Below are 14016 nucleotides of genomic sequence, written 5' to 3' on the forward strand. Positions count from 1 at the left end.
CACCTGGGTAGGCTCAAGGGGTAGGTTCTGCGAGTAACAGGAGTCACATGAGCAAGCGCCCCCACTACGAAGGCGACCCCACACTGCTTCGAGTGATGATGCGGCCGAGGTGGATCCTCGCGCTCATTCTCTCGCTCGCCGTCGGCGCGGGATTCGCTGGTCTTGCGCAGTGGCAGATGGGCACGGCGGTGAAGCTCACCGAGACGACACTCGACTCTGAGACGAGTTACGAGATTCACGAGCTCACGAAGACTGGCCAGCCGGTGAACGAAGACATGGGCGGCCGCATGGTGACCGACGAGATGCGTCTCGTTCCCGGCGACTCGTACATCGTTGGCTCGCGCATGAATCAGAACGAAAAGGGCTACTGGGTCGTGAGCCACTTCGAGAATGAGGCGGCCGACGAGCACCTCACCGTTGCGGTCGGGTGGGCCGAGAGCGAAGCTGAGGCCCAGGAGGCCCTTGAAGCCCTCGACACCGATCCTGCGTTCACCACCGTTCACGAGGTTGAAGGCCGTTACATGCCTTCAGAGGGTGCGGTTCTTCCTAGCCCGGGCGAACCCCTCGACGTGTATGAGGCGCTCGCGACAGGGCAGTCGATCAACCTCTGGGAGCCTTGGCAGGGCACCGCGTTTGCCGGTTATCTCGTCTCAGAGAATGCCCCAGACGGCCTCGACAAGATCGACTCTTTTCCACCGCTGCCCGAAGAGAAAATTAACTGGCTCAACCTCTTCTACGCGATTGAGTGGATCGTGTTCGCCGGCTTTGCCATCTTCTTCTGGTACCGCCTCACGAGAGACGCCTGGGAGAAGGAACACGAGTTGATGCAACTCCAGGCTGAATCATCAGGTGAGGCACGCGTAGAATAGAGCTATGGCTGTGCTTGAACCCAAGATTGAAGATTTCCCTCGCATTCGCAAAGCTCTGAAGGCCTACATGGTCACCTCGGTTGTGACCGGCATCATGCTCTTGCTCCTGTGCGCGGTCATGGTGATGAAGTACGCTTTTGGCGTCGAGCTCTTTGTGAACACACCCCAGGGTGCGTTCCACTTTTACCCCACGATTCCGCTGGGGCAGGAAGAAGAGTTCGTGCGCGAAGGCTTCAACCTCTTCAAAGCGATTCTTATCGCTCACGGCTGGTTCTACGTGGTCTACCTCATCTCAAACTTCATGCTGTGGAGCCCGATGAGGTGGCCATTCTGGCGTTTCCTGCTTCTCGCGCTTGGCGGGGTCATTCCCTTCCTCTCCTTCTTCCTTGAAGGGCGCACCGCGAAGCAGGTAAACGCTTACCTCGAAAAACGAGAAGCCGCAGTTGCGGCATAACCACGAAGGAGATCGCGTCATGAGTGAGACGCCGACCCAGGGCCCTGTGCTCGTTGTAGATTTTGGTGCGCAAGATGCGCAGCTCGTTGCACGCCGCGTGCGTGAAACCGGAGCGTTTTCTGAACTCGTTCCTCACTCGATCACCGCGAACGAAGTGCGCAAGCGAGGGGCGAGCGCCCTGATTTTCACCACCGGACCAAACCTCGTGAGCGACCCCAATGCTCCGAGCTTTGATGCAGACCTTCTTAACCTCGGTATTCCTGTTCTCGGCATTGGCTACGGGATGCAGGCGATTGTCGCGAAACTTGGCGGCAAGGTCGAGAACGTTGGCGCGGCCGAGCACGGTGTGTTCACCATCACCGCCAAGGCCTCACCGCTCTTTGCCGGGGCAGAAGGCGACGCAAAGGTACAGCTTGGCCACGAAGAAACCGTTACCGGGCTGCCCGAGGGCTTCACTGCGATCGCTTCGAGTGACGCAGCACCCATCGCTGCATTCGGCAACGACGAGCGCCGTGTTTACGGTGTCCAGTGGCTTCCCGAGCTGCGCACCTCAGAGCGCGGCACCGAACTGTTTACGAACTTCGTGCGCGGCATCGCCGGCCTCGAAGGCACCTGGACCGCTGCATCGATTGTCGAAGACCAGATCGCGAAGATTCGCGAGCAGGTCGGAACCGGCCGTGTCATCTGTGCACTTTCTGGTGGCGTTGACTCTGCCGTCTCGGCTGCCCTTGTGCAGAAGGCCGTGGGCGACCAGCTCACCTGTGTCTTCGTGAACCACGGGCTGCTTCGCGAGGGTGAGCAGGAGCAGGTTGAGGTTGACTTCGTGAAGTCAACCGGCGTGCGCCTCATCACCGTCGACGCGCGGGCACAGTTCCTCGGCGAACTCGCCGGCGTCAACGACCCTGAGCAGAAGCGCAAGATCATTGGCCGCGAGTTCATTCGCGTCTTCGAGCAGACTCAGCGTGAGCTGATCGCTGAAGCGAAAGAAGCGAACGACCCGATCCGCTTTCTTGTGCAGGGAACGATCTACCCCGACCTCGTCGAGTCGGGCGTGGGCGACGGCACGAAGAACATCAAGAGCCACCACAACGTTGGCGGCCTCCCAGAAGACCTCACCTTCGAACTCGTTGAGCCGCTCGCGGCCCTGTTCAAGGATGAGGTTCGTGCGGTCGGTCGCGAGCTCGGCCTTCCTGAGAAGATCGTTGCGCGCCAGCCCTTCCCAGGCCCGGGCCTCGGCATTCGCGTCGTAGGCGAGGTCACCGAGGAGCGCCTCAAGGTGCTTCGCGCTGCAGACCTCATCGTGCGCGAGGAGCTCACCCGAGCCGGCCTTGACGACCAGATCTGGCAGTGCCCCGTGGTACTGCTCGCAGACGTACGCTCGGTTGGCGTCACGAACGACGAGCGCACCTACGGTCACCCGATCGTGCTGCGCCCCGTCATGACCGAAGACGCGATGACGGCCGACTGGGTACGCATTCCTTACGAGGTGCTCGCGCACATCTCGCACCAGATCACGAGCCAGGTGGCCGAGGTGAACCGCGTCGTGCTTGACGTGACCCCGAAGCCCCCGGGAACCATCGAGTGGGAGTAACCCCTCCCGCATAGACTCTGGGCCCTCGTCGCGCGTGTTGCGGCGGGGGCCCTTTGTAGTCTTTGGGCGGGGGTCTCGGCCTTCGGGCGCTGCCTTCGGCCGGAGCCCTGGCGTTGCTTCGGCAGGCATCGCTTCGGCCTCTGGGTGTTGCTTCTGCCCCGGGCATCGCTTCGGCCCCCGGGCGTCGCTTCGGCCGGCCTGTTTGCGATTTGGCCGTCTACTTGACGAAAAGCAGGGTGTTCACGCGAAAACACCCTGCTTTTCGTCAAGTGGACCAGGAAAAGCCGAGCAGCGCATGCCGGTGACCGAGCTAGCGCCAACAACGGCCCCGAGCTTCGACCCGGGTACCGCTGAGGGCGGGGCAGGGTGAGACGACAGCTGAGGATCAACAAAAAAGTGCCCTCCCGCCGAAGCGGGAAGGCACCTGAGGCAACGACCTTGGTGGCTAGTCGCGGAAGATCGCGAGGAGGCGCAGGATCTCCATGTACAGCCAGATGAGGGTCACGGTGAGGCCGTACGCGGCCATCCAGCCGTAGCGGCGGGGTACGCGTGACTCAACACCGTTCTTGACGAACTCGAAGTCCATGACGAGCGAGTACGACGCGAGCAGAATGGCAAGAATGCCGATCACCACGCCGAGGGGAATGCCGAAGATCTCAACGCCGGTGCGCAGGCCCCAAGCGTCGGTGGTGACGCCGGTCAGCATCAGAACAAAGTTGACCATCGAAAAGACGAAGTAGCCGAGCATTGCGCCGAGCACGATCTTCGTCATCTTGGGACTCGTGCGAACCTTGCCCGAGCGGAAGAGCAGCAGCATGACACCAAACACCGAGAGGGTGCCGATGAGTGCCTGCGAGACAATGCCAGGGTAGGAGGCATTGAGGATGCCCGAGATCGCGCCGAGCGCGACGCCCTGAAGAACGGCGTAGCCAAAGATGAGGAAGAGGTTCGGCTCGCGCTTGAAAGCCTGGATGAGGCCAAAGACGAGACCGCCGATGACGCCCACGAGGAGCAGGCCGGGCATGATCCACCCCACCGCAGCCGCGGCGATGGTCGTGCCAAGAAGCGCTGCCGTCTTGTGAATCGTGTCTTCGTAGGTCATAGGGTCATCAGAAGCGCCCTCGACGGGCATGTTCTTCTGAATCTCAGCCTTTTGCGCTGGCGGAGCGGCGGCAGAAGCATCGTACATCTGACGAAGCTCTTCTGCCGACATGGTTTTACCACTGAAGGCGGGGTTATTGCGGAGTGCCGGATTGCTCATGAAGCGGCGTCCCTTTCGATAATGAGAGAAGTGGGCGTCGTTGCGTTATGTGGTCAGTCTAATTGTCATTATCGATAGTTGCCTGAATCATTCAGATGTTTCAGGTGACGCACACTACGCTCAATGAGTATGAGTTCCTTATCGTCTTCGACCCCCATCGTGATTGGCCACCGCGGTGCTCCCGGCTACCGTCCCGAGCACACCGCTTCGTCGTACCGGCTCTCCTTCGAGCTTGGTGCCGACGCGGTCGAACCGGATGTCGTGGCAACCCGCGATGGGGTGCTCGTGGTGAGGCATGAGAACGAGATTTCAGGCACGACCGATGTCGCCGATCATCCGAAGTTTCGCGACCGCAAAACGACCCGCGTCATCGACGGGGTCTCACACACCGGCTGGTTCACCGAAGACTTCACCTGGGCCGAGTTGCAAACGTTGCGTGCGACTGAGCGGCTTCGCAAGGTGCGCAGCGACAATCTCGCCTACGAGGGGCAGGAGCCGATGCTGCGGCTTGCCGAGGTACTCGCGATCGTCGACGAAGTGGCAGATCAGCGGGAGACCGCGCCGGGCGTTGTGATCGAGGTGAAGCACGCGACCTATTTCGCGTCGATTGGTATTTCGATCGCCGAACTCTTGCACCGTGAACTACGCCTCGCTGGCTGGCAGGACAGGTCGAGCCAGCTCACGATCGAGTGCTTTGAGCTCGAAATACTCGAACAACTGCAGCGTGATGGGCTCGAAGCGACGTACATCTTCTTGCTTGAGACGCGTGGCGCACCAGCCGACGAGGTGAGTGCGCTCGGCGAAGAACACGCCAAAACGTTTGAGTGGTACCGCAGCGATGAGGGGCTCGACAGCTTGCGCGGGCGCGTGCACGGTATCAGCGTGGCCAAGCGCGACCTCTTCATTTACGGGGTGCTCGGCATCGCCAAGGGCATTAACGACCTCGTGCAGCGCGCGCACGCGAGAGACCTGCTCGTGTACACCTGGACGCTGCGGCCAGAGAATAGCTTTCTGATGCAGCGCTTTCGTATTGGGGCGCACCCTGCGGCATGGGGCGACTGGATGGGCGAGATGCAAGAAGTGCTCTTGACCGGGGTTGACGGCATCTTTGTTGACCACCCCGATCTCGGAGTGTCAGCGGTGCGCAATAGACTTGAGACGCCATGACGAGCTATGAACTGATTTCTCCCGACCAGACCCCGAGCGAACCTCAAGGGGCACTCGAGCGACTCCTTGTGGGGCTGAACCCCGAGCAAGCGAAGGCCGTTGCCTACCGAGGCCCGGCACTGCTCATCGTCGCAGGGGCAGGGTCGGGTAAGACGCGAGTGCTCACGCACCGCATTGCCGGGCTTATTCAGACGAAAGAGGCCTGGCCGAGCCAGATTCTCGCGATCACCTTTACCAATAAGGCCGCGAGCGAGATGCGCGAGCGCGTTGAAGGGCTGCTGGGCGCCTCGGCAGAGGGCATGTGGATCTCAACGTTCCACTCCGCCTGCGTTCGCATCTTGCGTCGCGAGGCCGACCGCTTCGGCTACGTCTCGGGCTTCACGATTTATGACTCGAGTGACTCGAGGGCGCTCCTCAAAGGCATCATTAAAGACCTCGACGCTGACGCCTATGGCTTTACCCCCGCAAACACGAGTGGCAAAATCTCGCGTCTCAAGAACGAGCTCACCGACGCTGATTCGTACGCCTCGACCGCGAGCATGAGCGACCCGCGAGAGCGCATCTTCACCGAAATCTTTCGTCAGTACGAACAGGAGCTGCGCAAAGCGAGAGCGTTTGACTTTGACGACCTCATTGGGCAAACGGTGCACCTCTTCCGTGCGTTTCCCGATGTGGCCGCGGTATACCGCGAACGCTTTCGTCACCTGCTCGTTGACGAGTACCAGGACACGAACCACGCGCAGTACTCGCTCATTAAAGAGCTCACTCGGCCGGTGCCTGCCGAGCTGAGCCGCAACGGGCAGCCTGTCGCGGGTGCGACGATCACCGTTGTTGGCGACTCAGACCAGTCGATCTATGCGTTCCGCGGCGCCGACATTCGCAACATCGAGGGCTTCGAACGGGACTTTGGCGGCGCTGAGGTCATTAAGCTCGAGCAGAACTATCGCTCGACCCAGACGATTCTGAGCGCGGCGAACGCCGTGATTGGCAATAACTTTGACCGGCAAGACAAGAAGCTCTGGACCGACATGGGCGAGGGTGAGAAAATTACCGGCTTCACCGGGTACTCGCAGCACGACGAGGCCCGCTTTATTGCCGAAGAGATCGCCGAACAGTACGTGAAGGGCACGGCCTACAGCGACATGGCCGTGTTCTACCGCACGAACGCCCAAACCCGTGCGCTTGAAGAGTTGCTCATTCGTGAGGCCGTTCCGTACCGTGTGCTCGGCGGCACGAAGTTCTACGAGCGCGCCGAGATTAAAGATGCGATGGCCTACCTCGTGTCGATCGCGAACCCGTATGATCCGCTCGCGTGGTCGAGGCTACTCGGGGCGCCAAAGCGAGGCATCGGCCCCATGGCCGAAGCCCAGCTCGCGGTGTTTGCCGACGAACAAGAGATTTCGTATCACGACGCGATGAACCGCGCGGCCGAGCTGTCGTTCGGGCCCAAGGTGCTCGGCACGATCACCCAGCTGGGCGCAACGCTCACGCAGGCAGCTGAGCTGGCCTCTGCCGAAACGCCCGCGCGAGTGTTCGACATCTTGAAGCTTGTGCTCGAAGAGTCGCAGATGATTGAGAAGTTGCGCGCCAAGCGTGACGCGCAAGACGAGGCCCGCGCCGAGAACCTCGAAGAGCTCTTGCAGGTCGCCAAAGAGTTTGACACGCGAAACCCCGGGGCAGGGCTCATCGAGTTCCTGACCGAGGTGAGTCTCGTTGCCGCAGCCGATGAGCTTGATGACGAGAGTGGCACCGTTTCGCTCATGACCTTGCACACGGCGAAGGGCCTCGAGTACGACGTGGTCTTCTTGACCGGCCTCGAAGAGGGGCTCATGCCTCACCAGATGTCGATTGACGAAGTCGGCGGCATTTCTGAAGAGCGAAGGCTCATGTACGTGGGCATCACGAGAGCGCGCAAGAAGCTGTTCATTTCGCTCGCTTCGTCACGCGCCCAGTTTGGTGACGTCAAGGTCGCGATGCCGTCGAGATTCTTGCAAGAAATCCCGCCCGAGCTTATTGAGTGGCGGCAGTCGCCTGGCGAGGTCACCTCGCAGGGCGGCACCGAGTCACGCGCGCTGAACGCGAGGCAGGCCCCGGGTCAGGGTTGGTCACGGCGCTCCACGAACGCTACGCAGTCGAGTGTCGGCTTCGGGGGCTTCGGCGGCGGTGGGGGCGCGAGCGATGCGCCGCAGCGCGAGGGCGAGAATATGAAGTCAGCCCTCGAGCTCTGGCGCGAGCGCAAGAAGCAGGCGAAAGAGGCCGGGGGGTCTGGGTTCCCGAACCAGATCGGGGCCATGATCAGAGACAACGGCGAGCTCGAGCTTGAATCGGGCGACCGCATTCAGCATGACGATTACGGCGAGGGGCGCGTTGACCGGGTCACGGGAACCGGCTCGAAGAAAATCGCCCACGTGATTTTTGACTCGGTCGGTGAACGAAAACTGCTCATTAAGCTGGCGCCAATCACGAAACTCTGATCTGCGACACAAGGCAGCGGTGGTAGGCTGGTGCATTGGTTGGATATCTCGATATCGAGATTTATTGCACAACCGACGACACCAATGTTGATCAGCTAAGGAAGTCACGTGGATCTTTACGAGTACCAGGCGCGAGATCTCTTTGAACAGTACGGTGTACCGGTTCTTGCCGGTGCGATTGCCGATACGCCCGAAGAGGCAAAAGCTGCGGCCGAGAAGATGGGCGGCGTTGTCGTCGTCAAGGCGCAGGTTAAGACCGGAGGCCGCGGCAAAGCCGGCGGTGTGAAGGTCGCAAAGAACCCTGAAGAGGCATACGAGGCGGCCAAGGCCATTCTCGGTCTCGACATCAAGGGACACGTTGTAAAGCGCGTCATGATTGCGCAGGGCGCGAACATCGACCAGGAGTTCTACTTCTCGGTCCTGCTCGACCGCGCAAACCGTTCACTCCTCTCGCTCTGCAGCGTTGAGGGTGGCATGGAAATCGAGCAGCTCGCGGTTGAGAAGCCCGAAGCACTCGCACGCGTTGAGGTCAACGCACTCACCGGCATCGACGAGGCAAAGGCGCTCGAGATTGCCAAGGCAGCAAACTTCCCCGACGAGCTCGTTGCCAAGGTCGCTAACGTCTTCGTGAAGCTCTACGACGTGTACAAGGGCGAAGACGCCACCCTCGTCGAGGTCAACCCCCTCGTACTCACCGCTGAGGGCGACGTTGTCGCACTCGATGGCAAGGTCTCACTCGACGAGAACGCCGAGTTCCGTCAGCCAGCACACGCAGATCTCGCTGACGAGTCGGCCGAAGATCCGCTTGAGCTCAAGGCCAAGGCCCTCGACCTCAACTACGTCAAGCTTGACGGTGAAGTTGGCGTTATCGGTAACGGCGCTGGCCTCGTGATGTCGACCCTCGACGTCGTTGCTTACGCAGGCGAGAATCACGGCAACGTGAAGCCCGCGAACTTCCTCGACATTGGCGGCGGCGCATCAGCCGAGGTCATGGCTAACGGCCTCGACGTCATTCTCGGTGACGAGCAGGTCAAGAGCGTGTTCGTGAACGTGTTCGGTGGCATTACCGCGTGTGACGCGGTTGCAAACGGCATCGTTGGCGCGCTCAACAAGCTCGGTGAAGCGGCAAACAAGCCGCTCGTCGTGCGCCTCGACGGCAACAACGTTGAAGAGGGTCGCCGCATTCTCGAAGAGGCTGCGCACCCGCTCGTAACGCTCGCTGCAACCATGGACGAGGGTGCAGATAAAGCTGCCCAGCTCGCCAACGAGCGCTAGTCGCACCCGAACCAAGAATTGTAAGGAAACAACATGTCAATCTTCTTGACCAAGGATTCAAAGGTCATCGTTCAGGGCATCACCGGCGGCGAGGGTACGAAGCACACCGCGCGCATGCTCGCAGCAGGCACGAACATTGTTGGCGGCGTTAACGCGCGCAAGGCTGGCACCACCGTCTCGCACACCGATGCTTCGGGTAACGCCGTTGAGCTTCCCGTGTTCGCAACGGTTGCTGAGGCAATGGAGCAGACCGGGGCTGACGTCTCGGTTGCCTTCGTGCCGCCGGCATTCACCAAAGATGCCGTCATCGAGGCGATCGACGCTGAGATCGGTCTGCTCGTGGTGATCACTGAGGGCGTGCCCGTCAAGGACACTGCCGAGTTCTGGGCATACGCTCAGCAGAAGGGCAACAAGACCCGCATGATCGGGCCAAACTGCCCAGGTATCATCACTCCTGACGAGGCGCTCGCTGGCATCACCCCGGCAACGATTACGGGCAAGGGCCCCATCGGCCTCGTCTCGAAGTCGGGAACCCTGACCTACCAGATGATGTACGAGCTGCGCGATCTTGGTTTCTCGACCGCGATCGGTATCGGCGGCGACCCCATCATCGGCACCACCCACATCGATGCGCTCGCTGCGTTTGAGGCTGACCCCGAGACGAAGGCGATCGTCATGATCGGTGAGATCGGTGGCGACGCTGAGGAGCGCGCGGCAGAGTTCATCAAGAGCAACGTGACGAAGCCAGTCGTTGGCTACGTTGCTGGCTTCACCGCGCCTGAGGGCAAGACCATGGGCCACGCAGGCGCTATCGTCTCAGGTTCGGCAGGCACCGCTCAGGCGAAGAAGGAAGCTCTTGAGGCTGCTGGCGTCAAGGTAGGCAAGACCCCTTCAGAGACCGCAACGCTGCTGCGTGAGGTTTACGCAGCCCTGTAAGTCTTTACGTGAGCGAGAACGCCGGCCTCCTGAGAATGGGGAGCCGGCGTTCTTGTTTTCGGCGCCCGTTGATCGCTTGCGGCGCCTGGTTCCGTCTACCGCTTGTGTGTCTTGGCACCGAGCGTCGCCGCGACCGCATCTTCGAGGTGCGGGTAGCGAAACTCGTAACCTGCATCGAGCAGGGTCTCAGGCAACACCCACCGGCTTTTGAGCGTGAGCTCGGTCTCGGTGCGAATGGCGATGGCGCCGATCTCCTGCATCCACCGCGGCATCGGGAAATGGATTTTGGCGCCCACGGCATCGCGAATGACCCGCATAAAACTCCGATTGTCGACGGGGTAGGGCGATGCCACGTTGATGGGGCCTGAGAGCTCTTCGTGGGCTTCAACGAAGTCGATCACACGGGCAATCTCGTCGAGGTGCACCCAGCTAAAGCGCTGCTTGCCCCCGCGAGCTCCGGGCCAGTGGGCGGTGCCGGCACGGCGTCGCGCGTACGTGACCGGCCAGCGCCCGTCGAGCTGTGTTCCACCGAGGCCAAGTTTCGCGAGACGGGTGAGCAGCGTGAGCACCGAGCCTTCGCCGAGCACGATCGTGGCCCGAAGAGCGACCCTTCGGGTGTTCGGGAGTTCTTCAGCGAAGATCGCCCGCTCCCACGCCTTTACAACATCGACTGAGAAGCCGTTGCCGATATCGCCCGTGCTCTCGGTCATGGGGCGGTCTTCGGCGTGCCGGTAGATGGTTGCCGATGAGGCGTTGACCCAGAGGGGCGGCGGGTTCTTTGCATCGCGGATCGCACGGCTGAGTGCCCCGGTGGTTTCTTCGCGTGAGCGAAAGATCTCGGCACGGTTGGCCCGGGTGTACCGGCAGTTGACGCTTTTGCCTGAGAGTCCAATGACGAGAGAAGCTCCGTCGACCGCGCGGGCGATCGCTGCTGGGTCGTTCCATGAGATGTCGGCACCGCTTCGGCCAATGGTTACCACCTCGCGCCCTTGCTCACGGTAATGTTCGGTGAGCGCTTGACCCATGAATCCCGAGGCGCCGCCGATGACGACTCGCCCTGTGCTGTCTACCTTCATGCCCTCACTGTACGTCATACTCAGCAACACTCGCCACGGCATCGCTCGAGAGGGGCCATACTGGCTGTGAAACGTTTCGCGAACGAAAGGACCCCTCACGATGAGCGCACCGCAGGGCGTACACCTGGTTGGATCAATCAATCTTGACACCGCCGATGAGACGATGCGACTCGCGGCCGCCGAGCTTGGCGGGCACTTGAAGCGCATTCCTGACGGCGAAGTGGGGGAGCGCTTTCACTGGATTGCGTTTCAGGCGCAGCGGCTGGCAGCCACCGATGGTATTCATCACGTGGGCGATGAGCCGCGTATTCTTCGCGGTGTTGACTTTCGCCCGGTCGCGCTCGATGAGGGGGCTCGCGCCGAGACGCTCGACCTGCAGCCGCTTGGCTATGCCGAGGCCGCGCTCGCATCGTACGCCGTCTTCGAGGGCCTGCAGCGGGACGGCGTGATTGCGCCTGGCACTCGCTTTCAGGTTTCGCTGCCAACGCCGCTCGGGGTAGTCGGAAGCTTTGTCGTGCAGCCGAACCGAGCCGAGTTTGAACCGGTATACGAGGCTGCGCTCGCCCGTGAGCTTGAAGCGGTTCTCGACGCTATTCCTGCCGACCGCCTTGCGATTCAGTGGGATGCCGCGCTCGAGTTCGCACACCTCGAGGGAGCTGGGTACGGCGCTCCCTCTGAGACCTGGTATGACGAAGATGCTTGGCAGGCGACGACTGACCGCCTTGCGCGACAGATCAGCAGGGTTCCCGAGAGCGTCGAGGTTGGCGTGCACCTGTGCTACGGAGATGTTGGCGAGAAACACTTTGTCGAGCCGAAAGACGCGGCGAACCTCGTGCGCTTTGCCAACCTCGTCGCCGCGAAAGCGACGAGGCAGCTCAGCTGGGTGCACCTGCCGGTTCCGATTGAGCGCGACGATGCCGCATATTTTGCTCCGCTTGTCGGTCTTGAGCTGCCGCACGAGACCGAGCTGTATCTGGGGCTCGTGCACCGTGAAGACGGTGTCGAAGGGGCAAAGCGTCGGGCCGCGGCAGCCGAAGCCACGCTTACACGGCCCTGGGGCATTGGCACCGAGTGCGGCTTCGGTCGGGCCCCCGAGGGCACGACTGCTGAACTCTTTGCGACGCACCGCGACGTGGCGAGTTCCTGGTAAACGTCGGGCTTTGGGTCGTTACACTTGAGTGAGCATGCGACACCTACTTACAGCCCTCGTTGCCGCCGTTGAGGCGGCCTTAATCGCGCTCGCCGGCATCGCGTTTATTGCGGTTCCGACGCTCCTTATCGGCGCGGTCACGCTCTCGCTCGGAGTCGACCTGACGACGCTCACCGAGACGATGGCGGGGGTGTGGATGCTGGGGCACGGTGGCGGCCTGAGTATCGCCGTGAGTGACGCGCAGGCGGTAAGCCTCGGCCTCGGGCCCGATCCGCTTGCCTTCGATATCACACTTGCGCCGCTGCTCATCGCCATTGTGACAGCTACGCTCGCGTGGCGCATGGGGTACCGCTTCTCAAGCGATATGACGACCGGCGCGGCTGCGATTACCGGGGGATCTCTCGGTTTCATCGGTGCTTCAGCGCTCATCGCGGTCATGGCTGGGAGCTTGCTCGCCGCACCGATCTGGGCAGCGACGGCGCTCGCTTCGCTCTGGTTCATTATTCCTGCGTGGGGCGGATTCATGATGCACCACGGCGACGTGGTGAGCACCGCCTGGTTTAAGTTCAAGGTTGCGCTCGAGCAGGCCGGCGCGCCGAAGCTCGGGTGGGGCGCTGAACGCTACCTTGCACGCACGCTCAAGCTCGTTGCGATGCTGCTCCTCGGGCTCACAGCGCTGGGCGCGATCGGGGTGAGCTTTTCACTGCTGCTCGGGTTCGTTGACATCATTTCGCTCACGCAGTCGATGCACCTTGACTTTATCGGGAGCCTGACCTTCTTCTTGGGGCAACTCGCGTTCTTACCGACGGCCATGATCTGGGCCGTGTCATGGTTCGCAGGGCCCGGCTTCGTTGTGGGCTCTGGATCGAGCGTGACTCCGTACGAGACGCTGCTTGGCCCCCTACCGAGCATTCCACTGCTCGCCGCGATTCCCGATTCTTGGGGAAGCTGGGGCATGTTGGCGATGCTGTTTGTGGTGCTCGTGGGCGTCGTTATCGGCACGCTCGCGGCAAAGCTGCCCGAGTTTCGACGTCTGACGATCCTGCGTCTCACGGTGATCTCAGCCGCGGCGGTCGTGATCACGGGCCTTGTGCTCGCACTCGCATTTGCGCTCTCGAGCGGATCGTTGGGCCCGGGGCGTCTCGAAGCCGTCGGCCCGCTCGTGTGGCCTGCAGCAGCGGCCGCATCCCTTGAACTTGCGCTCGGTCTCATTGCGGGGTTTGCGCTCGTGCGTCGTGGGAGCGACGGGGCCGACGAAGCGCGAACGGCGGAACCGGCGTATGTCGACGAAAACGAGCTCGTCGAACTCGATGTTGACGCTGATCGCTATGTTACGCAGCCAGTGGCTCGAATACCCTGGGGCGAAGAAAACCTTGAGCCAGGTGAGGGTGAATTCACTGCTGAGAAGCAACGCCTGTCAGTCCCGATTGAGAGCGGTGAAGGTCGGAGCGTCGAATTCGGCGTCGAGGGCACGGCAGACGATGTCACACGTGAACAAGAGGGTGTGGCTTGGGGCGAGCCTAACGGCGGCGCCGACCCCGACGACGGTGCCGACCCCGACCAAGAAACCGCTGAGGTTTCACGAATCGCAGACCCGGTTGCCGAAGAGACCGCAGAACCTTGGTACCGCAAGGCGGCAAAACCGAGGCGTCATCGAAAGCGACCGGTGTTTGATCCAGAAAAGCTCGAAGAAGAGTTTTCTTGGGAGTCGAAGAGCGATGATGAGGGGTCTTCGCGCCGGGACGAATGAGTGTAGAGTGGGT

The 14016-nt window shown here is 61.5% G+C and carries 11 protein-coding genes; 9 read left to right on the forward strand and 2 right to left on the reverse strand.

All coding sequences use genetic code 11. From position 1 onward, the window contains the following. The first annotated feature begins 47 nt into the window (after nt 1–47). From KTJ78_RS00495 to guaA, 3 genes are read left to right on the forward strand one after another with little or no spacing between them, the layout of a single operon-like run. Nucleotides 48–869, forward strand: a complete 822-nt coding sequence (locus tag KTJ78_RS00495) for an SURF1 family cytochrome oxidase biogenesis protein (RefSeq protein ID WP_217131716.1) — start codon at nt 48–50, stop codon at nt 867–869. Nucleotides 870–873: 4 nt separating this feature from the next. After that, nucleotides 874–1323, forward strand: a complete 450-nt coding sequence (locus KTJ78_RS00500; RefSeq protein ID WP_217131717.1) for a DUF3817 domain-containing protein — start codon at nt 874–876, stop codon at nt 1321–1323. 19 nt (nt 1324–1342) lie between these two features. After that, nucleotides 1343–2914, forward strand: coding sequence for a glutamine-hydrolyzing GMP synthase (gene guaA / locus KTJ78_RS00505; RefSeq protein ID WP_217131720.1), 1572 nt, complete (start codon nt 1343–1345; stop codon nt 2912–2914). A gap of 445 nt (nt 2915–3359) precedes the next feature. Here the strand turns inward: guaA and KTJ78_RS00510 are convergent, their stop codons facing one another. Further along, a complete protein-coding gene (locus KTJ78_RS00510; RefSeq protein WP_217131722.1) occupies nt 3360–4175 on the reverse strand; it encodes a Bax inhibitor-1/YccA family protein in 816 nt (271 codons plus the stop codon). Between the two features lie 123 nt (nt 4176–4298). On the opposite strand from KTJ78_RS00510, the gene KTJ78_RS00515 reads away from it, so the two are divergent. The 4 genes from KTJ78_RS00515 (at nt 4299) to sucD (ending at nt 10027) form a co-directional block, all read left to right on the forward strand. After that, the gene (locus KTJ78_RS00515) at nt 4299–5342 is read left to right on the forward strand and encodes a glycerophosphodiester phosphodiesterase family protein (protein WP_254259224.1); all 1044 of its coding nucleotides are present in this window, start codon (nt 4299–4301) and stop codon (nt 5340–5342) included. After that, nucleotides 5339–7816: an ATP-dependent helicase gene (locus KTJ78_RS00520; RefSeq protein ID WP_217131724.1), complete on the forward strand. Its 2478-nt coding sequence runs from the start codon at nt 5339–5341 to the stop codon at nt 7814–7816. The genes KTJ78_RS00515 and KTJ78_RS00520 overlap by 4 nt, the downstream gene beginning before the upstream one ends. Nucleotides 7817–7924: 108 nt before the next feature. Next, complete coding sequence (gene sucC / locus KTJ78_RS00525) at nt 7925–9091, forward strand: ADP-forming succinate--CoA ligase subunit beta (RefSeq protein ID WP_217131725.1); 1167 nt, start codon at nt 7925–7927, stop codon at nt 9089–9091. A gap of 33 nt (nt 9092–9124) precedes the next feature. Continuing rightward, nucleotides 9125–10027: a succinate--CoA ligase subunit alpha gene (gene sucD, locus KTJ78_RS00530; protein WP_217131726.1), complete on the forward strand. Its 903-nt coding sequence runs from the start codon at nt 9125–9127 to the stop codon at nt 10025–10027. Nucleotides 10028–10122: 95 nt separating this feature from the next. Here the strand turns inward: sucD and KTJ78_RS00535 are convergent, their stop codons facing one another. Next, nucleotides 10123–11103: an epimerase gene (locus KTJ78_RS00535; RefSeq protein ID WP_217131727.1), complete on the reverse strand. Its 981-nt coding sequence runs from the start codon at nt 11101–11103 to the stop codon at nt 10123–10125. 100 nt (nt 11104–11203) lie between these two features. Between KTJ78_RS00535 and KTJ78_RS00540 the strand changes: the two genes are divergently transcribed. Continuing rightward, nucleotides 11204–12253 (forward strand): hypothetical protein, encoded by a 1050-nt coding sequence (locus tag KTJ78_RS00540; RefSeq protein ID WP_217131728.1) that lies wholly within the window; start codon nt 11204–11206, stop codon nt 12251–12253. Nucleotides 12254–12287: 34 nt separating this feature from the next. Beyond that, nucleotides 12288–14003, forward strand: coding sequence for a cell division protein PerM (locus KTJ78_RS00545; protein WP_217131729.1), 1716 nt, complete (start codon nt 12288–12290; stop codon nt 14001–14003). The last annotated feature ends 13 nt before the right edge of the window (nt 14004–14016 follow it).

The organism is Leucobacter chinensis, assembly GCF_019049105.1.
In the GTDB taxonomy this organism is placed as follows: Bacteria; Actinomycetota; Actinomycetes; order Actinomycetales; family Microbacteriaceae; genus Leucobacter_A; species Leucobacter_A chinensis.

Excerpts from the sequence above, each read along its gene's own strand:
- guaA (WP_217131720.1), top strand. The coding sequence starts at position 1,343 with ATGAGTGAGACGCCGACCCAGGGCCCTGTGCTCGTTGTAGATTTTGGT.
- KTJ78_RS00500 (WP_217131717.1), top strand. The coding sequence starts at position 874 with ATGGCTGTGCTTGAACCCAAGATTGAAGATTTCCCTCGCATTCGCAAA.
- KTJ78_RS00535 (WP_217131727.1), bottom strand. The coding sequence starts at position 11,103 with ATGAAGGTAGACAGCACAGGGCGAGTCGTCATCGGCGGCGCCTCGGGA.
- KTJ78_RS00540 (WP_217131728.1), top strand. The coding sequence starts at position 11,204 with ATGAGCGCACCGCAGGGCGTACACCTGGTTGGATCAATCAATCTTGAC.
- sucD (WP_217131726.1), top strand. The coding sequence starts at position 9,125 with ATGTCAATCTTCTTGACCAAGGATTCAAAGGTCATCGTTCAGGGCATC.
- KTJ78_RS00520 (WP_217131724.1), top strand. The coding sequence starts at position 5,339 with ATGACGAGCTATGAACTGATTTCTCCCGACCAGACCCCGAGCGAACCT.
- KTJ78_RS00495 (WP_217131716.1), top strand. The coding sequence starts at position 48 with ATGAGCAAGCGCCCCCACTACGAAGGCGACCCCACACTGCTTCGAGTG.
- KTJ78_RS00545 (WP_217131729.1), top strand. The coding sequence starts at position 12,288 with ATGCGACACCTACTTACAGCCCTCGTTGCCGCCGTTGAGGCGGCCTTA.
- KTJ78_RS00510 (WP_217131722.1), bottom strand. The coding sequence starts at position 4,175 with ATGAGCAATCCGGCACTCCGCAATAACCCCGCCTTCAGTGGTAAAACC.
- KTJ78_RS00515 (WP_254259224.1), top strand. The coding sequence starts at position 4,299 with ATGAGTATGAGTTCCTTATCGTCTTCGACCCCCATCGTGATTGGCCAC.